The organism is Chitinophaga sp. YIM B06452 (genome assembly GCF_039655965.1).
Classification (GTDB): domain Bacteria; phylum Bacteroidota; class Bacteroidia; order Chitinophagales; family Chitinophagaceae; genus Chitinophaga.
On record NZ_JAWLKY010000002.1, the window covers coordinates 124,233 to 145,056 of the forward strand.

20 protein-coding genes and 1 tRNA gene are annotated in these 20,824 nt (G+C 51.4%); 7 read left to right on the forward strand and 14 right to left on the reverse strand.

What is annotated here, in order from left to right; all coding sequences use genetic code 11:
* Positions 1-45: 45 nt before the first annotated feature.
* The 3 genes from R3I13_RS10180 (at position 46) to R3I13_RS10190 (ending at position 3,717) form a co-directional block, all read left to right on the forward strand.
* Positions 46-2,235, forward strand: a complete 2,190-nt coding sequence (locus R3I13_RS10180; RefSeq protein ID WP_346317837.1) for a TonB-dependent receptor — start codon at positions 46-48, stop codon at positions 2,233-2,235.
* A gap of 27 nt (positions 2,236-2,262) precedes the next feature.
* Positions 2,263-3,069, forward strand: a complete 807-nt coding sequence (locus R3I13_RS10185; protein ID WP_346317838.1) for an AraC family transcriptional regulator — start codon at positions 2,263-2,265, stop codon at positions 3,067-3,069.
* 69 nt (positions 3,070-3,138) lie between these two features.
* Positions 3,139-3,717 carry an NAD(P)H-dependent oxidoreductase gene (locus tag R3I13_RS10190; protein WP_346317839.1) on the forward strand — a complete coding sequence of 193 codons (579 nt, stop codon included), beginning with the start codon at positions 3,139-3,141 and terminating at the stop codon, positions 3,715-3,717.
* Here R3I13_RS10190 and R3I13_RS10195 read toward each other — a convergent pair.
* Both R3I13_RS10195 and R3I13_RS10200 read right to left on the reverse strand, forming a co-directional pair.
* Positions 3,714-4,646, reverse strand: a complete 933-nt coding sequence (locus R3I13_RS10195) for a sugar phosphate isomerase/epimerase family protein (RefSeq protein ID WP_346317840.1) — start codon at positions 4,644-4,646, stop codon at positions 3,714-3,716. The genes R3I13_RS10190 and R3I13_RS10195 overlap by 4 nt on opposite strands.
* A 106-nt stretch (positions 4,647-4,752) precedes the next feature.
* Positions 4,753-5,490 carry a hypothetical protein gene (locus tag R3I13_RS10200; RefSeq protein WP_346317841.1) on the reverse strand — a complete coding sequence of 246 codons (738 nt, stop codon included), beginning with the start codon at positions 5,488-5,490 and terminating at the stop codon, positions 4,753-4,755.
* A 117-nt stretch (positions 5,491-5,607) separates the two neighbouring features.
* Between R3I13_RS10200 and R3I13_RS10205 the strand changes: the two genes are divergently transcribed.
* Positions 5,608-5,997 carry a helix-turn-helix domain-containing protein gene (locus R3I13_RS10205; RefSeq protein WP_346317842.1) on the forward strand — a complete coding sequence of 130 codons (390 nt, stop codon included), beginning with the start codon at positions 5,608-5,610 and terminating at the stop codon, positions 5,995-5,997.
* Between the two features lie 57 nt (positions 5,998-6,054).
* Positions 6,055-7,485, forward strand: a complete 1,431-nt coding sequence (locus R3I13_RS10210) for a hypothetical protein (protein ID WP_346317843.1) — start codon at positions 6,055-6,057, stop codon at positions 7,483-7,485.
* An 84-nt stretch (positions 7,486-7,569) separates the two neighbouring features.
* Here R3I13_RS10210 and R3I13_RS10215 read toward each other — a convergent pair whose 3' ends face one another.
* From R3I13_RS10215 to sufB, 8 genes are read right to left on the reverse strand one after another with little or no spacing between them, the layout of a single operon-like run.
* Positions 7,570-8,025 carry a YciI family protein gene (locus R3I13_RS10215; protein WP_346317844.1) on the reverse strand — a complete coding sequence of 152 codons (456 nt, stop codon included), beginning with the start codon at positions 8,023-8,025 and terminating at the stop codon, positions 7,570-7,572.
* 44 nt (positions 8,026-8,069) lie between these two features.
* Positions 8,070-8,540 (reverse strand): GAF domain-containing protein, encoded by a 471-nt coding sequence (locus tag R3I13_RS10220; protein WP_346317845.1) that lies wholly within the window; start codon positions 8,538-8,540, stop codon positions 8,070-8,072.
* A 47-nt stretch (positions 8,541-8,587) separates the two neighbouring features.
* Complete coding sequence (locus R3I13_RS10225) at positions 8,588-8,896, reverse strand: SUF system Fe-S cluster assembly protein (RefSeq protein ID WP_346317846.1); 309 nt, start codon at positions 8,894-8,896, stop codon at positions 8,588-8,590.
* Positions 8,897-8,902: 6 nt separating this feature from the next.
* Positions 8,903-9,334 carry a SufE family protein gene (locus tag R3I13_RS10230; protein ID WP_346317847.1) on the reverse strand — a complete coding sequence of 144 codons (432 nt, stop codon included), beginning with the start codon at positions 9,332-9,334 and terminating at the stop codon, positions 8,903-8,905.
* Between the two features lie 13 nt (positions 9,335-9,347).
* Positions 9,348-10,592 carry a cysteine desulfurase gene (locus R3I13_RS10235; RefSeq protein ID WP_346317848.1) on the reverse strand — a complete coding sequence of 415 codons (1,245 nt, stop codon included), beginning with the start codon at positions 10,590-10,592 and terminating at the stop codon, positions 9,348-9,350.
* Between the two features lie 12 nt (positions 10,593-10,604).
* On the reverse strand, positions 10,605-11,921 hold the full coding sequence (gene sufD, locus R3I13_RS10240; RefSeq protein WP_346317849.1) for a Fe-S cluster assembly protein SufD: 1,317 nt from the start codon (positions 11,919-11,921) through the stop codon (positions 10,605-10,607).
* A gap of 3 nt (positions 11,922-11,924) precedes the next feature.
* Positions 11,925-12,692, reverse strand: coding sequence for a Fe-S cluster assembly ATPase SufC (gene sufC / locus R3I13_RS10245; protein WP_346317850.1), 768 nt, complete (start codon positions 12,690-12,692; stop codon positions 11,925-11,927).
* 17 nt (positions 12,693-12,709) lie between these two features.
* Complete coding sequence (gene sufB / locus R3I13_RS10250; protein WP_346317851.1) at positions 12,710-14,155, reverse strand: Fe-S cluster assembly protein SufB; 1,446 nt, start codon at positions 14,153-14,155, stop codon at positions 12,710-12,712.
* Positions 14,156-14,365: 210 nt separating this feature from the next.
* Between sufB and R3I13_RS10255 the strand changes: the two genes are divergently transcribed.
* A complete protein-coding gene (locus R3I13_RS10255; RefSeq protein ID WP_346317852.1) occupies positions 14,366-15,007 on the forward strand; it encodes a metalloregulator ArsR/SmtB family transcription factor in 642 nt (213 codons plus the stop codon).
* 76 nt (positions 15,008-15,083) lie between these two features.
* On the opposite strand, the gene R3I13_RS10260 is transcribed toward R3I13_RS10255, so the two are convergent.
* Together R3I13_RS10260 and R3I13_RS10265 are read right to left on the reverse strand one after the other, a co-directional pair.
* Positions 15,084-16,304 carry an MFS transporter gene (locus tag R3I13_RS10260; protein WP_346317853.1) on the reverse strand — a complete coding sequence of 407 codons (1,221 nt, stop codon included), beginning with the start codon at positions 16,302-16,304 and terminating at the stop codon, positions 15,084-15,086.
* An 87-nt stretch (positions 16,305-16,391) separates the two neighbouring features.
* On the reverse strand, positions 16,392-16,667 hold the full coding sequence (locus R3I13_RS10265; RefSeq protein WP_346317854.1) for a metalloregulator ArsR/SmtB family transcription factor: 276 nt from the start codon (positions 16,665-16,667) through the stop codon (positions 16,392-16,394).
* Between the two features lie 156 nt (positions 16,668-16,823).
* On the opposite strand from R3I13_RS10265, the gene R3I13_RS10270 reads away from it, so the two are divergent.
* A tRNA-Lys gene (locus tag R3I13_RS10270) sits at positions 16,824-16,896 on the forward strand.
* A gap of 284 nt (positions 16,897-17,180) precedes the next feature.
* Here the strand turns inward: R3I13_RS10270 and R3I13_RS10275 are convergent.
* Both R3I13_RS10275 and R3I13_RS10280 read right to left on the reverse strand, forming a co-directional pair.
* Positions 17,181-18,002, reverse strand: coding sequence for a DUF4249 domain-containing protein (locus R3I13_RS10275; protein WP_346317855.1), 822 nt, complete (start codon positions 18,000-18,002; stop codon positions 17,181-17,183).
* Positions 18,003-18,018: 16 nt separating this feature from the next.
* Positions 18,019-20,394 carry a TonB-dependent receptor gene (locus tag R3I13_RS10280; RefSeq protein WP_346317856.1) on the reverse strand — a complete coding sequence of 792 codons (2,376 nt, stop codon included), beginning with the start codon at positions 20,392-20,394 and terminating at the stop codon, positions 18,019-18,021.
* Positions 20,395-20,824 lie beyond the last annotated feature (430 nt).

The following is a 20,824-nucleotide window of genomic DNA, read 5'->3' on the forward strand; positions in this document are numbered from 1 at the left end:
CCGGTTGGAGGCGGTCTTTTTCAACCAAAATTCAAAATACAATGCATGAAACTTTACAGATTTACCTGGCTCCTGTTATCCGCGCCTGCCATGGCGCAACAGCAAAAGACGGACAGCATACACCCGCTGTCAGAAGTGGTCGTGACCGCCAATAAATTCGAGGAAAAGAGCCGGTACGTAGCGCAGAAGGTGGAAGTGATCCCTTTTCATGCGATCGAAAATTCTTTATCGAACAACACCGGCGGATTGCTGGAACAAACGGGAAAAGTATTCGTACAGCGCAGCCAGATGGGTGGCGGGAGCCCCGTACTGCGCGGCTTTGAGGCCAGCCGCATTTTGCTGGTGGTAGACGGTGTGCGGATGAACAACGCCATTTACCGCACCGGTCATTTGCAGAACGTGATCACCATTGACGACGATATCACTGAAAAAGTGGAGATCATTTACGGCCCTGCGAGCACCATTTACGGCTCCGACGCGCTCGGCGGGGTCATACACTTCCAGACGAAGAAACCGGCCTTAAATGCCTTTAAAAGCAACTTTTCGACGCGTTTCAACAGCGGCAATAATGAATTCACCGGTCATGCCGACGTGAACATTGGCGGCAAACGCTTCGCTTCGCTTACCTCTTTCAGCTACAGCCGCTTCGGCGACCAGCGGCAGGGCGCAAGGCGCAATGATGCCGATGGCAGCTGGGGATTAAGGAATGAATACATCACAACCATCAACGGCCGGGATTCCATTGTAAAGAACAATAACCCGGACATCCAGCGTTTCAGCGGGTACAAACAATACGACCTCCTGCAAAAACTGCTATGGCAGCCGCGTGAAGGGAGCAGTCACATGCTGAACCTGCAATATTCCACCAGCTCAGACATCCCGCGGTACGACCGCCTGACGGACATCCGCAACGGCAGGCTGCGCTGGGCCGAATGGTACTACGGTCCGCAGGAAAGACTGATGGCCGCTTACCAGTACAGGAGCACCCGCCTGCGCGGCTTCTTCGACCAGCTGCTGCTGGGCGCCAGTTACCAGGACATCGAGGAAAGCCGCATGCAGCGCGCATACCGCAATCCCGAACTGGAATCGCGCATGGAGAATATACAGGTGGCCGCTTTTAATGCCGACCTGCGGAAGAGCAAAGGCCGCAGCGAGCTGAACGTGGGGATCGACGGGCAATTCAATTTCCTGGAGTCCACCGCATTTTTCACCCATACCGGCACGCGGGAGAAAAAAGAGGGGCTGGACACGCGGTATCCTGACGGCGGCAGCACCATGCATTACACCGGCGCGTACATACAGCATCTCTACAAGATCATTCCCGGCAAGCTGATCCTCAACGACGGCCTGCGTGTGAACTATGTAACGCTGAACAGCCGCTTTACAGACACAGCGCTGCTGCACCTGCCCTTCACCGGCGCGTCGCAGCAAAACGTGACCTATAGCGCCAATGCCGGCCTCATCTACCTGCCCGACGCCAAAAGCAAGCTCACATTAGGCTTTTCCACCGGCTTCCGCGCCCCTAACATAGACGATATCGCCAAAGTATTCGAATCCGCCGGCGGCGAGCAGCTGGTAGTGCCCAACCCTGACCTCAAACCAGAGCAGACCTTTAATTTCGACCTGGGGCTGAGCCGGCTTTTCGGCAATATCCTGTACGTGGAAGTGAACGGCTTTTACAGCATATTCCGCAATGCCATCGTGCTGGACAAATTCACGTTCAACGGCAAGAACGAAATGCTGTACAATGGCCAGCTGACGCCGGTGGTGGCCAGCCAGAACAAGGCGAAGGCCCATATCACGGGCTTCCAGGGCGCAGCCTCCCTGCAACCCGTGGAAGGCCTGCGCGTGTACAGCCATATCACTTACACCTACGGCCGCTACACGGGTGCAGACGGCAAAGAGGCGCCCATGGACCACATCCCGCCGCTGTTCGGCAAAACAGGCGTGAACTACCGCTGGAAATGGCTGGAAACAGAAGCCTACGCGTTGTATAACGGCTGGAAAAAAGTGAAGGACTACAACCCGAACGGCGAAGACAACCTGCAGTACGCCACGCCGGAAGGCATGCCTTCCTGGTACACCCTCAACCTGTCCGCCACCTTCACCCTGCACCCCAAACTGAAGGCGCAGGCAGGGCTGGAAAACCTGCTGGATGAGCATTATCGCGTATTCGCATCAGGTATCGGCAGCCCGGCGCGGAGCCTCGTGCTGAAACTCCGCGCTTCCTTCTGAGGCAGATTATGTACTTTTATATCCTGTATGGAACCACAGGAAAAATATTCAAATGGGAGAATACCCGTACCGGCTAACTGGGAAGAGGTATTCTCTCATTTTTATTTCGCCGCCAATACCGGCAACGCGCCGGTACGTAAAACGCTGGTACCCTCGTTCGAGACCATCCTCGCGTTCAGCTTCGGCAACCCGGTGATCGTGCATTTGCCGGATAAAGATGTGCCCGTGGCTAAAAGCATCGCCATCGGCCCGTTGAAGACAGCCTTGGAATACACCCAGCCGCCGGGCAACGAGATACTCGTGGCCAACTTCAGGCTGGATGCGTTTTACCGCCTCTTCGGCCAAAGCCTGCAAGGCCGCAGCCAGTACCTCAAAGACCCTGACGCGCTGGTAAAGGGACATTGTTTTTCATCCCTCTGGGAAACGCTCAACGCTACGCCGGACAACGAAAAAAGAGTGGAACTGATCCTGGAGGTGACCGCAGGTTACCTCCGCGACCGCGAAGCCGCTTCGGAAGATATTATCCGCAACCAGGATACGCCGCTGAACCCCGTGAAGGTGATCGCCTCCGAAACAGGGCAAAGCGAACGGAACGTGCAGCTGAATTACCAGAAATACCTCGGCTTCAGTGCCAAAGAAGCCCACCGCCACCGCCGTTTCCTGCGGGCCGTGGAACTGCTGAACAACCGGGGCACGCCCGATTGGTTTGAAGTGATCGACCAATGCGGGTTCTACGATCAAAGTCACCTGATCCGCGACTTCAACCACTACCTCGGCATTTCCCCCACCGAATACCTGCGCCTGCGGGAAGACGTTTGCGTGGCGGGCGGATGACCATTTTCGTTTTCTTACAATACCAGGGATGCGCGCCGCGCTATGTTTGCATCAGTAAAAACACTGATCATGCAACATCTTATCATTTACGCGCATCCAAACGCCCAAAGCGTTAACCATCAACTGAAAGAAACCGCTGCCGCCGCCATCCGCCGGGCCGGGCACGATGTGGAAATACGGGACCTCTATGCCATCGGCTTCGATCCCGTGCTGTCGCTGCACGACATGCACGGCCAGATGACCGGGCAAAATGAAGAGAATATTGTAAAAGAACAGGCATACCTCAGCCGGGCAGATGCCGTTACTTTCATCTATCCCGTGTGGTGGACCGGCATGCCTGCTATCATGAAAGGATATATTGACAGGGTGATGACCTATGGCTTTGCTTACCGCTACGATAAAGGTGTGCAGAAAGGATTGCTGAAAGGGAAAAGCGCGTACATTTTCAACACCCACGGCAAAAGCCATGAAGAGTACCGGTCCATTGGGATGGACCGGGCCCTCAAACTCACGTCAGACACCGGTATTTACAGCTATTGCGGCTTCGAGATCAAGCAGCATTTATTCTTCGACCGGGCGGATAAAGCGGATACTGATACGATCGCCGCCTGGACGAAGGAAGTGGAAGCAGCTTATGCGGCCGGTTAACCCATCGCCCTGCGCAGCATTTCCACGCTCTTCTGCACGCCGGTTTCCGCGGCCTCTTTCCCTTCAAACTCGATGGCGATGTAGCCGCGGTAATCCACTTTCCGCAGTATCTGGATGATGCGCGGATAATCGAGGTCCAGCGTATACCATTCCCCGCCGCCGTAATACGTTTTCGCCTGTACGAAATCAGCATATGGCGCTACCTTCTCCAGCTTGTCGTAAGGATCTTCCAGGAAGTTGCCCGTATCCATCAGCAAACCGAGCCAGGGGCTTTCTATCGCCTTGCGGATGCGCAGCAGGCCTTCGGGCGTGCTGGTAAGGCCCCAGTGGTTTTCCAGCGCCAGTAATACGCCGCACTCTGCGGCTTTGGGCAGGCATTTTTCTATGCTGTCTATGCACCATTTAAAAGCGTCCTCTTCCGTGTAGCCGGGAATGGGCTGCTCTACCCCGCGGGCTTTCATGAGATCGTCAAACGATTTGATGGTGCCCCAGCGGCCGGAATTGAGCCTGATAGCTGGGATGCCCATTTTATAGGCCAGTTCTATGCAGCGGATGGTGTGGTCGATGTCTTTCTGCCGCTCGGCGGCGTCAGGTGAAACGAAGTCCTGGTGAATGGAGAGGCTCACCAGGTCTACGCCGTTCACGAAAGCATGGCGTTTCAGCTTTTGCAGGTAGGCATTGTCTTCGCCGTCCATCTGGCGGTGCAATACATCTACTCCTTCCACGCTCAGCCTTGCCGCTTCGTCGATCACCTTTTCGATGGGCACTTTAGGCGTCCTGAAATGCCAGTAAGAGTAGCTCGAAAGTGCCAGCTTAAATGGTTTGCCCGCGGGCGGAGGCGTGGCGGCCTGGACGGCGGCAGCCGGCAAACCCAGCAGGGCTGCGCCTCCCAGGCTGTTTTTCATGAAGGAACGTCGGGTTAAGCTCATGGGATCTTGATTTTGGTGTAAAGAAAAATACAGATAATCTGCCAGAGATGGAAACAAAAAAAGCGGCTGCCATCGCAACCGCTTTTCGAAAAAGATATGAATGTTCTTACCACCCGAATTCCAGGCCCTGGGAAGGAGTATTTACATTGTTGAATTCGTTACGTACGATCTTCGCGCCCTGCAGGCCAGTGACGCGGAAATAATCGATGCTGCCGTAACCTTTGAAGGTCACACGCACATCTTTAAGACGGCCGATGGCGCCGGTATAATTCATACTTTTAGCCAGTACACCGTTGACGTACACCGTGCAGCTGGTGCCATTGGTGCGAAGGCTCACTTCCGTCCAGTCCTCAAAAATACGCACCAGCTCAGGTACGCCGGTCACCCCTTCAGTACCCACTTTCAGGTGAGTATATCCCACATGCGCTGCATTGCCGATAAAAGAAACGGTAGCGATCTTATTTTGACCATACAGGTGAAGCGACATATCGTACGATGCCAGTGCGCCGGCTCCGGTCGAGGGATTTTTTAATCTTACCGTAAAGTTCAGCGTATCCGCGGAAGCCTTGCTTAAATAACATGTATCCGAATTTCTTTCCAACTGCATGGTAGTCCAGTATGGGGCCGCATATGGCCCGGAATGCATGCGGAATACGCCGCCGGTCACATATGGGAGAATGGATACGGTATCAGCGCTCCAAACGGGCGCGTCGGTGGAAAACACCCCCTGCATACCATAAAGGCAGGAGGATTCTTCTTCAGGCTTGGGTTCTGGCTTATCATCTTCACAAGAAAAAAGGGACGTAAGCAGCATGGCTCCTAACAAACTGATTTTGAATTTCATAGCGTATTGGGTTTTGTATATATTAGGATACAAAATAATGCAATTTATCCTCTTTTCCAATGAAATTAATTTTTCTGCATTATTTCGATAACATTGCATGGCTAAAACCATGCAAAAATGTACGAGCGTAAAATACCCGAAGATCTTGACTGCGGCATTAATGTGACCATGAAAGTGCTGAGCGGGAAATGGAAACCCTGCATCATAGACAGCATTCACCGCGGCATCCGCAGGCCTGTTGAGCTGCATGCAGCGATCGCCGCCGCCGCTCCCCGCGTGATCAATATGCAGCTGCGCGAGCTGGAAGAGTTCAGCATTGTTACCAAAAAAGTATACCCGGAAAGTGTTCCCCTGAAGGTGGAATATTATCTCACCCCGCTTGGTGAAAGCATCATGCCTGTTATCCGTTCGATTGAAAAGTGGGGCGATGACAACAAAGATCATGTGGCGGGCGTATGCGAAAGAACAGAAGGAGCACTCAGGAGGCCGGAAGCAGTATGCCGGTAAAACAGCCGTACTCTTTGGGTATGGTGTTTGTGCCCCATCCTGTAAAACCATTTGATCATGGCAAAGAGCAGAGACGGGAACTTTATCCCACGTAAAGGCAAACCCTCCGGCGCTGGTAAAGAAGAAGAGCTTGATACCAGGAAAGACGTGCAGCAGGAACTGGATGATATTGACGTCAACACCGGCGATGCGCACATTATGCACCCCAACCGCAATGTAGATAAGAAGGAAGAGGAAACAGAGCTAACCGAAAAACAATCTGAATATTCTACCTATAAACAGCAGCCGGAAACCTTGCAGCCGCCGGAAAAAACAGCCCGGCCGCAGGCTATGCCGGACATCTATTCACGGAACGACCTGCTGGATCTGGCAACGCACAATTCACCGTATTCCATTTCTATCTTCCTGCCCACCCACCGCTCCGGCGTGGAAGTGAATGAGCTGCACGACATGATACAGTTCAAAAACTCATTGCAGCAGTTGCAACAGGAACTGCAGGAAAAAGGCCTGCCTATGCAGGAAATAGAATCGCTGCTCATGGGCGGCTTTGACCTCACCAAAGACGACGAATTCTGGCATAACCAGCAGGAAAGCCTGGCAGTGTTCATTGCGCCCGGCGTTTTCCGATATGTGCTGCTGCCTTATAAGGTCAACGCATTTACCTATATCCACGATACATTTTATATAAGTCCGCTGATGGGCCTGTTACAGGGCCGCGACCGCTTTTACCTGCTGTATCTCACCAAGAGCGGGGCCACTTTATATGAAGGTGATGCCTGGGGCATGGAAGAGATACCGGTGCCGGAAATGCCGCGCGGCATAGACGATGTTGTACACTTTGAGGAAAAAGATGACCAGAAATTGTTCCGCACCGGCGGCAGGAGCGCAGGCGAAGGCGCTAACTTCCACGGCATTGGCGCGGGCAAGCCCGATGAAAAGGAAAATATTTCCATGTATATGGACGAAGTGGATGAAACGTTGTGGAAGAAACTGCTGTCTACCCAAACCATTCCCCTGCTGCTGGCCGGAGTAAGCTATATGATACCGCTGTTCCGGCAGCGCTCCCGCTACCGGTATATTGAAGAAAAACACCTGGCGGGAAACTTTGACAGGGAAAGTACGGCCGGGCTTTATAATAAAGCCCGGGCCCTGATGCAGCCGTATTTTGAACATCCGTTCAACAATTCGGTGGACAGGTATTTCAACAATACCGGCAACGGCCTTACCTCCACCATCCCGGCAGACGTGATCCCTGCCTGTTATTACGCGAGAACGGAAATACTGTTTGTACAGAAAGATGCGCATCTCTGGGGCTCTTTCAACGAGCAAGACAACCAGCTTACGCTTAACGACGAACGGCAGAACGACGATGCCTGCATGCTGAATGCAGCCGTGTCAAAGGCATTGCAGAACGGCGCCACCGTATTTGTAACTGAAAAGGAAAATATGCCAGAAGGAGCCGTGATAGCGGCTTTGATGAGATACTGAATACTTATAGCTTCAATTGGTTGACCGGAAGGCCTGCGCTTATAAAAGCGTGGGCCTTTCTTATTTCCAGCAGTTGTTGTGCGTTCAGGATCCAGGCTTCGCCTGCTCTACCTGCGAATGATACTCCAGGTATTTCGGCAGGGCTGCAGAGCCGTACCAAGGGTAGATCTCGGCATCCAGGAGTTTTTCTTTGATGGCAGGGTCTGTTTCCAGCAGGGCGGCGGCTTCTTCTTTTGTTTTAACGGAGAGGATGAAGATGCCGCGGTATTGTTTGTCGTTTTTGCCGAGAGGGCCGGCCACCACCAGTTTGCCGTCTTTCACCAGCTTGCCGATATTGGTCATGTGGCCTTTGAAAAGCTCATTGACCTTTTCTTTGTCGGTAGTGGTGTTGCTGCCGGTTTTGAGGATCACCAGCTGGTACATTTTCATGCCGTACTGGTCTGCGCCTAGACTGTCTGCCAGGGCTTTGTTGAACGTGACCTGGGCCTGTGCGGCGATACCGCAGGCCATCAAAAGTATGAAGGGAATTATGCGTTTCATGGGGCGGAAATTTGGTTGATATGCACCCTGAAGGTAGGTGAAATTTATTCAATCCAGCTCACGATCTCTTCCAGGAATTTGCGGTCTACTTCGTCGAATTCATTCAATTCCGCACTATCCACGTCCAGCACGCCGAATACTTCGCCGTTCTTTACCAGCGGCACCACTATTTCGGAGCGCGACAGGCTGCTGCAGGCAATGTGGCCGGGGAATTTTTCCACATCGGGCACTACCAGTGTAGCCGCCTGCGCCCAGCTGGTGCCGCAAACGCCGCGCCCTTTGCGGATGCGCGTACAGGCCACCGGCCCCTGGAAAGGGCCCAGTACCAGCTCCCCTCCTTTCACGAGATAAAAACCCACCCAAAGCCAGCCAAATTGTTCTTTCAGCGCCGCGGCAATGTTTGCGAGATTGGCCACCTGGTCAGGCTCGCCGGTGATGAGCGCTTTGATCTGCGGGAGCAGCGAGGTGTATTGCTCCGCTTTGTTTCCTTGTATAATGCTGAGGTCTTCCGCCATGATATTAAAATAAAAAGACGCCTTGTAAACAGCGTCTTCAGTGGTTATTATAAAAATCCTAATTCGAGTTTTGCTTCTTCGCTCATCATGTCCTTCGTCCAGGGCGGGTCGAAGGTGAGCCGCACGTCTGCGCTGGTTACGCCGGGAATGGCAGTGATCTTGTTATTCACTTCCTCCATGATGCTGCCGGCCACGGGGCAGCCGGGTGCGGTGAGGGTCATGATCACCATTACTTTGCCTTCCTCCCCTATTTCGATCTTGTATACGAGGCCCAGGTCGTAGATGTTCACGGGGATCTCCGGGTCATATACGGTGCGGAGCGTTTCTTCCACCTGGTCTCTGAGTGTTGTGTCCATGATTCGTCAGTTTTGCAGTGATTTGGCCTGGTAACCGATGGCGTACAGTTTGATCTGTTTCAGCATGCTCAGCAGGCCGTTGGAGCGCGTGGGGGAAAGATGGCTGGTGAGGCCGATGGCGTCTATGAAGTAGATGTCTGCTTCTGCAATGTCTTTCGGCGTTTGCCCGCTCAGCACCCGTATCACGAGACCTACCAGGCCTTTGGTGATCACGGCGTCGCTGTCTGCGGTGAAGACCAGTTTCCCGTCCGTCAGTTCCGCATGCAGCCAAACCTTGCTCTGGCAGCCGCGGATGAGGTTATCGTCTGTTTTATACTTCGGATCGATGAGCGGCAGGTCTTTCCCCAGCTGGATGATGTATTCGTATTTCTCCATCCAGTCGCCAAACACCTCGAAGTCCTCTATGATCCTGTCCTGTTGCTCTTTGATAGTCATCATCCCTTGGTTTTGTTTATCCCAGCAAAGTTACGGCTTTATGCACACCTTCCACCAGGCGGTCGATGTCTTCCGTGTTGTTGTACACCGCCAGTGAAGCGCGTACGGTGCCGGGGATGCCGAAACGGTCGCAGAGCGGCTGCGTGCAGTGGTGGCCGGTGCGCACGGCAATCCCCTGCTGGTCCAGCAATACGCCTACGTCGGAGGGGTGCGTGTCTCCCACGAGGAAAGAAATAGCCCCGCTGCGGTGCCTGGCTTCGCCGATAAAACGCAGGCCCGGTATGGCTTTCAGCGCAGCGATCGCATATTCGGTGAGCTGGTGCTCATAGGCCTGTATGCGGTGGATGCCCAGCTTGGAAGCCCATGCCACGGCAGCGCCCAGCCCGATAGCCTCGCAAATGGCGGGAGTACCGGCTTCGAACTTCAGCGGCGGTTCGTTATAAGTAGTTTTTTCGAAGGTCACATGTTTGATCATGTCGCCACCGCCCTGGTACGGCGGCAGTTTGTTCAGCCAGCTTTCTTTGCCGTACAGGATGCCGATGCCGGTGGGGCCAAACAGCTTGTGGCCGGAAAGCGCGAGGAAGTCCACATCCAGCTCATGTACGCGGATGGGGATGTGAGCGGCTGCCTGCGCGGCGTCCAGCATCACGGGGATGCCCTGTTCGTGCGCGAGGGCAATGATCTCCTTCACGGGATTCACGGTGCCCATGGTGTTGCTCACCCAGGCAATGGAAACGATCTTCACGCGCGGGTTGAGCATGGAGCGGAACACATCCATTTCCAGCTCGCCCTTATCGTTGATGGGAACAACTTTCAGCTTTGCATTCTTCTCCTCACAGGCCAGCTGCCAGGGCACGATGTTGGAGTGGTGCTCCATGGCGGAGATGATCACTTCATCGCCTTCTTTGAGGATATCTTTCCGGAAACCATTGGCCACGAGATTGATCGCGTCTGTAGTGCCTTTGGTGAACACCACTTCGTGGTGATTCGCGCCAATGAAAGCGGCCACCTGGTGGCGGGCTGCTTCGTAGGCCGCGGTGGCCTGCTGGCTGAGGGTATGTACGCCACGGTGCACATTGCTGTTGTAGGTGGTGTAGTACTCCTGCATGGAGCGGATCACGGATACAGGCTTCTGCGTGGTGGCCCCGTTGTCCAGGTACACGAGCGGGCGGCCGTTCACCGTTTGCTTCAGTATCGGGAACTCGTTCCTCACCAGGTCCTGCTCCTGCCAGATAATATGCTCTGCTGTTGTGGTTTCCATGTTATTCCGTTTTTAGTTGTTGGTCGCAACAGACAGGTACCTGGAAGCGATCTGCTCCACCTGTTTGCGCACGGCCGGAATTTTAACCTGGGCGGTCACGTCGAATGCGAAGGCTTTCACCAGCATGTTGCGGGCTTCAGCGTCGCCGATGCCGCGGGCTTTGAGGTAGAACAGCGCGTCTTCGCTCACCTGCCCGATGGTGGTGCCATGGCTGCATTTCACGTCGTCCGCAAATATTTCCAGCTGCGGTTTGGTGTAAATGTTGGCTTCGGGAGATATCACGAGGTTGTTGTTCTGCTGGAAAGCATTGGTTTTCTGTGCGTCCTCATGCACGAAGATCTTCCCGTTAAACACGCCGGTGGCTTTGTCCATCATCACGCCGCGGTACAGCTCGTTGCTTTCGCAATGAGGCATGCGGTGATCCACGGAAGAGTGATTGTCTACCAGCTGGCTGCCGGCGGCGATGTAGAAACCGTAGAGATGGGTTTCGGTACGCTCAGCGTCCAGGGAGATGTTGAGGTTATTGCGCACCAGGTCGGATTCCGACAGGGTGAAAGTATAGTTGTTGTAAAGGCTTTTGCCCATTTGTTCCACCAGCGTCTGGTTGATGAAACGCAGCTTGTTGCCGCCGGTCTGCAGCTGGTAATGGCTCAGCTGCGCGCGTTCGGCCACTACGGCTTCGGTCACGCTGTTGACCAATACGGCGCCATCAACGTTTACCGCAGCGGCTGATTCTATCAGCTGGGCAGATGAACCTTCCTGCGCAACCCAAAGGTGGCGCGGGTTTACGAGCAGGTTGCCGTTGTTGTGATACAGGTGGATGATGTGAATGGCTTGTTCCACCTGCGCTTTTGCTTTCACTTCTATAAAGAGGCCGTCGTTGAACAGTGCTGTGTTCAGCTGTGCAAAATGATGTTCTTCCAGCTTTTTGCTTTTGTTGAAATACTGCTCATACGCGGGCAGTTTGCCGGCTTCGCTGAGTTTGCTCACCGTTACCTGCGCGGCGGGCGGCAGCAGGGAAAGCGCCTGGTCCAGCACGCCGTTCACCAGCACTAGGCGGTAAGTGTCAGGCAGCAGCAGGCCGGTGGCTTCCAGCTGTTGCTGCGTGATGGAAGGCGCAGCAGGCAGGGCTATACTGAGACTTTTGAAGTAAGGAACAACGTTGGTGTATTTCCAGTCCTCCACTTTCACGGTGGGGATGCCGCCGAGCGCCTGGAAGCGGTCCAGCGCGGCTTTCCTCCCGGGCCAGCCGGCGTTGCCGAACTGGGCGGTGAAGAGTGCCGGCAGTGTTTCAGCGAATGATATATTATTACTGGTAGTAGTGGTCATGGTCTATTGTACGGGTTCTTCTAAACGGATGTCTTCTTTCAGCCAGTCGTATCCTTTTTCTTCCAGTTCCAGCGCCAGTTCTTTGGTGCCTGATTTCACGATACGGCCGTTATAGAGTACGTGTACAAAATCCGGAACGATGTATTCCAGCAGGCGCTGGTAGTGCGTGATGATGATGAACGCATTGTCTTTGCTGCGCAGCTTGTTCACCCCGGCGGAAACGATGCGGAGGGCGTCGATGTCCAGGCCGGAATCCGTTTCGTCCATGATCGCCAGTTTGGGCTCCAGCATGGCCATCTGGAAGATGTCGTTGCGTTTCTTTTCACCGCCGGAGAAACCTTCGTTCAGGGAGCGGTTCATGAGGTTGGCGTCAAATTCCATCAGTTTTTGTTTGGATTTGAGCATGTCCAGGAACGCTTTGGCCTGCATGGGAGGCTGGCCGTGATAAGCGCGGATCTCGTTCACCGCTGTTTTCAGGAAGTTGATGTTGGAAACACCGGGTATTTCTACCGGGTACTGGAAGGCAAGGAAGAGGCCTTCGCGGGCACGAACCTCGGGGCTCATGTCCAGCAGGTCTTTTCCGTCAAAATCCACGGAGCCTTCTGTCACTTCATAAGCTTCCCTTCCGGCCAGTACGGAGGCCAGGGAACTTTTACCGGAACCGTTGGGCCCCATGATGGCGTGTACTTCGCCCGCTTTCACATTCAGATTAATGCCTTTCAGAATAGCATTTCCTTCTACTGCAGCATGCAGGTTCTTGATATTGAGCATTTCTTTGTTTGTTTATGTTATCCAACACTGCCTTCCAGCGTAATGGATAATAATTTTTGCGCTTCCACGGCAAATTCCATGGGCAGCTGGTTAAGTACTTCTTTTGCGTATCCGTTCACGATCATATTCACGGCCTGCTCGTTGTCTATCCCGCGCTGGTTGAGGTAAAACACCTGGTCTTCCCCGATCTTGGAGGTAGTGGCTTCATGCTCTACCATGGCCGTGTTGTTCTTGGATTCGATGTAGGGGAACGTATGCGCGCCGCAGCGGTCGCCGATCAGCAGCGAGTCGCACTGCGTGAAGTTACGGGCATTGGCTGCGTTGGGACCAACTTTCACCTGGCCGCGGTAGGTATTATGGCCGTGGCCGGCGGATATGCCTTTGGAAATAATACGGCTCTTCGTATTCTTCCCGATATGGATCATTTTGGTACCGGTATCCGCCACCTGTTTGTTGGCGGTAACGGCTACGGAATAAAACTCGCCGATGGAATTGTCGCCCTGGAGGATCACGCCGGGATATTTCCAGGTGATGGCGGAACCTGTTTCCACCTGCGTCCAGCTGATCTTGGAGTTCTTTCCTTTACAGATGCCGCGTTTGGTCACGAAGTTGTAGATGCCGCCTTTACCGTCCTTATCGCCGGGGTACCAGTTCTGCACGGTGGAGTATTTGATCTCCGCATCGTCCAGCGCAATAAGCTCTACAACTGCAGCGTGCAGCTGGTTCTCGTCGCGCATCGGGGCGGTGCAGCCTTCCAGGTAGCTTACATAGCTGCCTTCGTCGGCAATGATGAGCGTGCGCTCAAACTGGCCGGTGTTCTTGGCGTTGATGCGGAAGTAAGTGGACAGTTCCATCGGGCAGCGGACGCCTTTTGGAATGTATACGAAAGAACCGTCTGAAAACACGGCGGAGTTCAGCGCGGCGTAAATGTTGTCTGCCTGGGGCACCACGGAGCCGAGGTATTTTTTCACCAGCTCGGGGTGTTCCTGCACGGCTTCGCCGAAGGAGCAGAAGATAATGCCCAGTTCGTGCAGCTGTGCTTTAAAGGTGGTGGCTACGGAAATACTGTCAAACACCGCGTCTACCGCTACACCGGAAAGCATTTTCTGTTCTTCGAGGGGGATGCCGAGCTTTTCGAAAGTGCGGAGCAGCTCGGGGTCTACTTCATCAAGACTGTTGTACTTTACTTTGTTTTTCGGTGCGGCATAATAGGAAACGCCCTGGAAGTCTACTTCCGGGAGTTTAAAATTCTGCCAGGTGGGCATAGTCAGTTTCTGGAAAAGCTGGTATCCTTTCAGCCGCCATTCCAGGAGCCATTCCGGTTCCTGTTTTTTGGCGGAAATGAAGCGGATAATGTCTTCATTCAGCCCGGGAGGCGCAATATCCATTTCGATCTGCGTCTCGAATCCGAACTCATAATCCCGGCCTGCCAGTTCCTGCAATATGTCTTGTTCTGCGCTCATATATTTATATACTTCTCTATCAGTGAATTGGGTCTAAAATGCTGAGAATGACCTTAAATTTGCTCCCTATTTTCCGAAATCAGGGTACAAAGATAGTACCTCGGAAGCGGGAATCCCTCATTGTCAGCGGGAATTTCAGGAATGGATCATAAATTCATTGCTTGAAATCCCGACAAAGTTACGATATTTGCGAATAAAGCAAGTGAAAACTTGGAAAATTACAAGGCATATCATACCTCTTCAACCGACCGGCTGTTACTGCTGTTAAAGACCAAAGGGCCATTGAGTACCAATGGGATAGCACAGGAGCTGGGCATCACCGGCGAAGGCGCGCGGCAGCAGCTGCAGCGCCTGGCGGAGGATGGCTGGGTGGTATTTGAGTCTATTTCCAGGGGGGTGGGCCGGCCGAGCCTGATATGGAGCCTGAGCGACCGCGGCAACCGCCGTTTCCCGGACAGTCATGCCGAGCTCACCGTACAGCTCATCAACACCATCCGCGACGTGCTGGGCGACGAAGCCCTGGGCAATGTGATCTCCGCCCGGGAGTACAAAGTGCTGCTGCGTTACCATGACGAAATAAAAGATGAAGAAGGCCTGGAAGCCAAAGTGCGCAAGTTTACCGAGCTGCGCAGCCGCGACGGCTACCTGGCTGAATACCGCCGCGAAGGCGAAGGGTTCGTGATGATAGAGAACCACTGCCCTATCTGCGCCGCCGCCAATGCCTGCCATGATATCTGCAAGGTGGAGTTGCAAACCTTCCAGCAGATCTTCCGCGAATGGGGCACCATAGAGCGCATGGACCATGTGCTGGAGGGTGCGAGGCATTGTGCGTACAGGATATTGCCTGTTTGATCTTGCGGTAAAAATAAAAACATAAAAAAGACCTTCAGTTCATCAAAACCGAAGGTCTTTATTTTTTAATGGCTGGTCAGTCTTTTGAATACTCCAATGCAGACGCCATTTCTGTTTCCTCCTCCGCTTCTTCCGTTATAACCGCTCCTGTTTTGGCGGCCGGCGCCGGTTGCTTCACATATACAAAGCTCAGTCCAAAGGCTGCCATCAGCAATACGATGCTTAACCAGATCACCTCATGGATACCGTACCAGGCAATCACGATACCTCCCAGCAGCGAACCAAGGGTTACGCCGGCATTACCGAAAGACACCATCAGGCTCGCCGCCAGTTCCGGAGCCTCAGGCGCTTCCGCTGTACTGCGCGTTTGCCCGATCAGGAAACCGCCGGTGTGGACAAAACCCCATATCGAAATGATGATGGCCATGGGAACGAACAATCCGCCGAAAGTGTACGCCAGCAGGTGCGCGAGTACAAGTGAGAGTAAAAACAGCCGGGTGGTGAGTATCACATTTTTGCTGAGTGCAATGCCCGTAAGCCAATTACCGGCAATCCCCGTGGTGCCGAACAATAAGAGCATCAGGCTGATCTCTTTGCCGCTCATGCGGGATATTTTCCCCAGGTATTCAGCCAGGTAGCCGTAAGTAGCAAACATCCCGGCGATCATGATCATGGTAGCCATGAGGTTGACCCAAAGCTGTCCGCGGCGCAATGCTTTCAATTGTCCTTTGGGAGCCGCGTCTTCATTTACCGGCATAGTGGGCACCAGGGCCGCCAGCGCTACGAAAGCAATAAGATTGATCACGCCGGACAGGATAAATGAAGCTTGCCAGTTGATCAGCTCCGCTACATAGGTCGTGATCGGAACGCCTAACACCGTAGCTACGCTCAAACCGCCCAATACTACAGACACCGCTTTGGGCGCGTCTTTCGGCCCTACCTGTTTAGACGCCGCCACCGTGGCTACCGCCCAGAATACCGGGTGCAGGAATGCCGGCAGTATCCGTGCGATCATCAGCACGGTAAAGTTAGGCGCTACGGCAGACAATACATTTGATAATACGAAGATCCCCAGCACAAGACACATCATCAGTTTGCGGTTGATCCTCGAGGTTAGCATCACGGAGAACGGGCCGGTTAATGCGATGGTAAGCGCAAAACCGCTCAGCAGCCAACCCGCTGTATCAATAGAAACATTAAACTCCCGGGCAATGGTGGGCATGATGCCAATCACGCCAAATTCCGTGGTAATGATACCAAAAGCGCCGAGCGCCAGTACATAGATCGACTTTTTCATAAATTCAAACATTCGGATGTTTCGATATATTATATCGAAAGTGATGTAAATCGGGTGATGGTTCCAGTTTTGACCGGGAGGTTGAGATTAGCTTTTAAGGGCTTGCAGGAAGTTGATGTATTCGTCCAGGACGGCCTGGTTCAACATGTACTTGAGGTTTCGCCCTTCTTTTTCAGGAATAAGCAGGTCCGCATCCACCAGTTGTTTCAGATGGTGAGAAATGGAAGGCTGCGCCAGGTCCAGGAAATCGTGTATTTCAGTACAATAGAGGCAGTCTTTTTTCTTCCGGAATGCTTCCAGGATGGTAATTCTGCTGGCATCGCTTAACGCCTTGGAGATCCTTTCAAATTTCTTGCTTTCCATGCTTTCCCGTTTCGTACTATGCAAAGATACATAGAAACATCGAAATGTATGAATGTTTATTTTTTGCTGCCGGGTTTTTATTTTTTGAATTGGGGGCAAAGAGTGAATTAAAATCTTTTCATTACCTTTGTGCACCTTATTTAAAATGAGTGAATTGACTCTGTAGCTCAGTTGGTAGAGCAGCTGACTCTTAATCAGCGGGCCTAGGGTTCGAGTCCCTACAGGGTCACACGTCTTGGGACAAGTCTGAAAATAGACTTGTCCTATTTTTTTACCCGGTGGTTCTTCAAATAAGCTCTTCACAATCAAAACCCTTGCTTCGCACTATTTTGATTATCTCATCGGATATCTGTGCTGACGCTTCTATGCGTAAGATCCTGTCGCAGTCTTCCAGGTCAAAGTTCCATCTTGAAATAAATAAGTGCCCGTTGAATAAAGGCGCTAGCTCCCTGATTGCTTTGGAAGTGTTTACATTCGTTCTAAAAACTAATATTTCCCGGGGTAAATTGTCCATTACTGTATCGTATAATCCTTTACGTCCACTTCCGATAACCTGAAATATCCATAAGCGAAGTTTGCAAAATGGGTCTGGTTGACGATGTTTCCTCTCACCGAACCTGGCGCTGTCTGAAACGGCCCGCTACCGGCCCCGGACGCTGTTAACAATTTCCTGAAATAATCATAATATCTCCCGGAAATCCCATACAGCCTGATGTTTATCATATCCCCGGCCTTCAGGTCTTCGTCAGAAAAATATTCCTGCATCAGCTTGCCCTGGCTGTTCTTGTCATCTTTGGCCTTATAATCCGGGAACGTTGATACAGGTGAAATAATGCGGTGCAGATAGTGGTTTTCCTCATCGCCATTATCCGGGTAGTAATATGTGATCTCCACTTCATCGCCTCCAAACCCACCGGCATTATTTTGTGCAATATTATTTTCAATATCCGGTACGCCTATACAAGTTTCGGTGGCGGTATAGGTTTCCCCGTTTAAAACTACTTTTAAGGTATAAGTTTCCCCGATCACCGGGCGGAAATTGGAGCAGATATATTCTCCCGTACCGGGATCTTCTATAAAACTAAAAACAATATTTGCCGAGTTTGTTATCACTATATCCGCTCCGGAAACTGTTGGAAATTCCGTACTGTAATATCCTGTTGTGGTGGAGAGCCTGATCTTCTGCTCGTTGCCTGCCGTACCCTTTACCCAGTCGATCGATGCGTCAATGACCAATTTCGGCGCTGCTGTTTCCAGGTCCACTTCCACTACTTTGGTGCAGGACGGCAGGAAAAAACAGGATGAAACAACCAGGGATGTAAGTATATTTTTCATCTTTACTTTATTAGCATTAAAATTTGAAATTGTAAGTCACTCCCGGGGTGATACCGAAGATCGATATCCTCTTTGCCTCGCTCAACCCTGTTTCCCTGTTTTGCTCGAACATGAGGGACGCGGCATTGTTCCTGCCGTAAACATTGTAGATACTGAACACCCATTCACCTTTCCATCTTTTTTTACTGTCTGGTTTTGGCGTGTAGGTTGCCGACAGATCCAGATGATGATAAGCCGGAAGCGAGTTGATATTCCGCTCCCCGTAATTCGCGATCGTAATTCCCTGGTACTGGTATTTGCCGACGGGATAGGTTGCAGCTTTCCCCGTTTGATAGGTAAAAATGCCGCCCAAACTCCATTTTCTAGCCAGTTGATAAGCGGCTGTAAGTGAAAGGTTATGCGTTTTATCATAATTGGCCCGGTACCATTGGCCGCTGTTAATGCCGGGTTCTCCTGCATTCCTGCCCGGTGTACGCTGCTCTGCTTTAGAAAGTGTGTAAGAAAGCCAGCCGCTCAGTTTCCCGGTATTTTTCTTCAGCATCACCTCCAGCCCGTAAGCCCTTGCCTCCCCGTTCAGCAATACCTGCTCTATGGCTTTGTGGGCAATCAATTCGGCGCCGTCAATGTAATCGGCTTTGTTTTTAATTTTCTTGTAAAAGGCTTCTGTTTCCAAAGAATATCTTCCATTGCTGAAATTCCTGAAATAGCCCAATGCGACCTGGTCGAGGATTTCAGGTTTCAGGTACTGGTCGCTCGGCGCCCAGATATCGAGCGGGGAAACGGAAGCGGTGTTGGAAATTAAATGGATATACTGGCTCATCCGGTTATAACTTGCCTTAATGGACTGGTTGTCATTGATGGCATAGGAAACGGCCAGGCGGGGTTCTAAATTCCCAAAATCAATGATCTTTTTGTTTTTCCCGTAATATGTCATACCCGCAGGCGTTCCTTCCTCATAGATCTGTAACCCGGGATTAAAAACCACTGCCTGATCATTGGCATAATTATTTACATGCTGTTCCCCTAACCGCTGGAAATGGCTATACCGCAGTCCATAATTCAATGATATCTTATCCGTGAGTTTTTGCTCGGCACTGATATACAATGCATTTTCCCAGGCATATTTTTTTTCTATCTGGTCGGCGTTGATGGGCGATTTATCATCCATGGGTCTTATTGTGCCGGGGTTGAACTGGTAGTAAATGGAATTGACGCCATAATTCAAAACCAGCTTATCAGACAGGTGATGGTTAAAATTGTACTTGAGGTTGTAATTCCGGATGTCCGATGCCCAGTCAATGCCAACATATTTTATCTTCAGGCCGTAATCGTATTTGCTGTAAATGACCGATGCATTGGAAAATAATTTCCCGGAAAAGTTATGATTCCAGCGAAGATTAAAGAATGAGTTCGAATAATTATTGGTGAAAGAATTGCTGAAATCCATTTTATCCTTGCCGAAATATCCCGAAAGGAAGATCCTGTTATTGTCATTGATCTTATAATTCAGTTTAGCATTCAGATCATAAAAAGAAACAGAATTAGAATTATCAGCCAGTTTCAGGAACAAATGAGCATAAGAAGTGCGGCCGGCAACCACGAATGAACCTTTATCTTTCACGATAGGCCCTTCTGCCAGCAACCTGCTCGAAATCGCCCCGATCCCGCCCGCTACGTGATATTCTTTGCTGTTCCCTTCTTTTTGATAAATATCCAAAACAGCGGAAGTGCGCCCGCCAAAATTAGCGGGTATTCCGCCTTTATACAATTTCAGGTCTTTGATCACATCAGCATTAAAAACGGAGAAAAAGCCGAACAGGTGCGAAGTATTGTAAACAACAGCTTCATCCAGCAATATCAGGTTGCCGTCAACCGAGCCGCCCCTGACGTTAAAGCCTGTTGCGCCTTCCTGCGCAGTGGAAACTCCGGGAAGTTGCAGGATAGCTCTTAAAATATCCACCTCTCCCATAACTGCCGGCATCTTTTTAACAGTAGCAATGGAGAGTTTATTCACGCTCATTTCCGGCTTTTGGATGTCGCTTGCTGAACTATTGTGTTTTATCACTACTTCATCCAAAGTCTTGCTTTTTTCAAGCATCGAAAAATTTTTCTTGGTGCTTTCTTTCAGGGAGATATGTTCCTCGACACTCTCAAATCCTATGCAGCTGATAACGATCGTATATTCTCCTTTGGGCAGGGTGATAGTATAAAAACCATACGCATTGGAAATGGCTGAAACTTTGGCTTCAGGAACGAAAATGCTTGCGCCGCTTATTGTTTCGGTATTTGTTTTTATGGTGATTGTTCCACTCAATGTGACCTTTTCCTGCGAATAGGCCCCGGATGAAATGGTCAGAAACAGTAGTAGTGTATGAATGATCTTGTGCCTCATCTTTTAAAATCGATTTAACATTGAAACGTGGACACAAAATTATTCCCCTGGATGACCGCCTTTTTTTAATTATACCAAACACGGCATCTTTTATAGCAAAGTATGCCAGGGTACTACCAGATATTTCTTGCTTTATGCGTTTTTCCAATGCTTCCTGCTTTCGTATAAAAAGCACACATTTTCGTATAAAAGCAGGCCGGACCATTCGCTTTAAATGGTAAATTTGTCCTATACAATCTTGTAAATGAATGATCTTACCCATCAGCAGCCTATCAGCGAAAACGTGCTTTTCCGTTTCCTGGTTTCACCCGAACGCAGGATATTCCGGCACCTGCTGCTCATCGTTTTTATAGGTATTGTGTTGTACAACAGCACTTCCATCATCCCAAACCCGGTAATGGTATTTATATATTTCATTATATTATTCTAT

Bases quoted from the DNA above. Each gene is read 5' to 3' on its own strand.
- R3I13_RS10235 (WP_346317848.1), bottom strand. From the start codon at position 10,592: ATGGAAACCACAACAGCAGAGCATATTATCTGGCAGGAGCAGGACCTG.
- R3I13_RS10215 (WP_346317844.1), bottom strand. From the start codon at position 8,025: ATGAAACGCATAATTCCCTTCATACTTTTGATGGCCTGCGGTATCGCC.
- R3I13_RS10280 (WP_346317856.1), bottom strand. From the start codon at position 20,394: ATGAGGCACAAGATCATTCATACACTACTACTGTTTCTGACCATTTCA.
- R3I13_RS10200 (WP_346317841.1), bottom strand. From the start codon at position 5,490: ATGAAATTCAAAATCAGTTTGTTAGGAGCCATGCTGCTTACGTCCCTT.
- R3I13_RS10260 (WP_346317853.1), bottom strand. From the start codon at position 16,304: ATGAAAAAGTCGATCTATGTACTGGCGCTCGGCGCTTTTGGTATCATT.
- R3I13_RS10190 (WP_346317839.1), top strand. From the start codon at position 3,139: ATGCAACATCTTATCATTTACGCGCATCCAAACGCCCAAAGCGTTAAC.
- R3I13_RS10230 (WP_346317847.1), bottom strand. From the start codon at position 9,334: ATGATGACTATCAAAGAGCAACAGGACAGGATCATAGAGGACTTCGAG.
- R3I13_RS10220 (WP_346317845.1), bottom strand. From the start codon at position 8,540: ATGGCGGAAGACCTCAGCATTATACAAGGAAACAAAGCGGAGCAATAC.
- R3I13_RS10205 (WP_346317842.1), top strand. From the start codon at position 5,608: ATGTACGAGCGTAAAATACCCGAAGATCTTGACTGCGGCATTAATGTG.
- sufB (WP_346317851.1), bottom strand. From the start codon at position 14,155: ATGAGCGCAGAACAAGACATATTGCAGGAACTGGCAGGCCGGGATTAT.
- R3I13_RS10185 (WP_346317838.1), top strand. From the start codon at position 2,263: ATGGAACCACAGGAAAAATATTCAAATGGGAGAATACCCGTACCGGCT.
- sufD (WP_346317849.1), bottom strand. From the start codon at position 11,921: ATGACCACTACTACCAGTAATAATATATCATTCGCTGAAACACTGCCG.
- R3I13_RS10225 (WP_346317846.1), bottom strand. From the start codon at position 8,896: ATGGACACAACACTCAGAGACCAGGTGGAAGAAACGCTCCGCACCGTA.
- R3I13_RS10195 (WP_346317840.1), bottom strand. From the start codon at position 4,646: ATGAGCTTAACCCGACGTTCCTTCATGAAAAACAGCCTGGGAGGCGCA.
- R3I13_RS10210 (WP_346317843.1), top strand. From the start codon at position 6,055: ATGGCAAAGAGCAGAGACGGGAACTTTATCCCACGTAAAGGCAAACCC.
- R3I13_RS10275 (WP_346317855.1), bottom strand. From the start codon at position 18,002: ATGAAAAATATACTTACATCCCTGGTTGTTTCATCCTGTTTTTTCCTG.
- sufC (WP_346317850.1), bottom strand. From the start codon at position 12,692: ATGCTCAATATCAAGAACCTGCATGCTGCAGTAGAAGGAAATGCTATT.
- R3I13_RS10265 (WP_346317854.1), bottom strand. From the start codon at position 16,667: ATGGAAAGCAAGAAATTTGAAAGGATCTCCAAGGCGTTAAGCGATGCC.
- R3I13_RS10180 (WP_346317837.1), top strand. From the start codon at position 46: ATGAAACTTTACAGATTTACCTGGCTCCTGTTATCCGCGCCTGCCATG.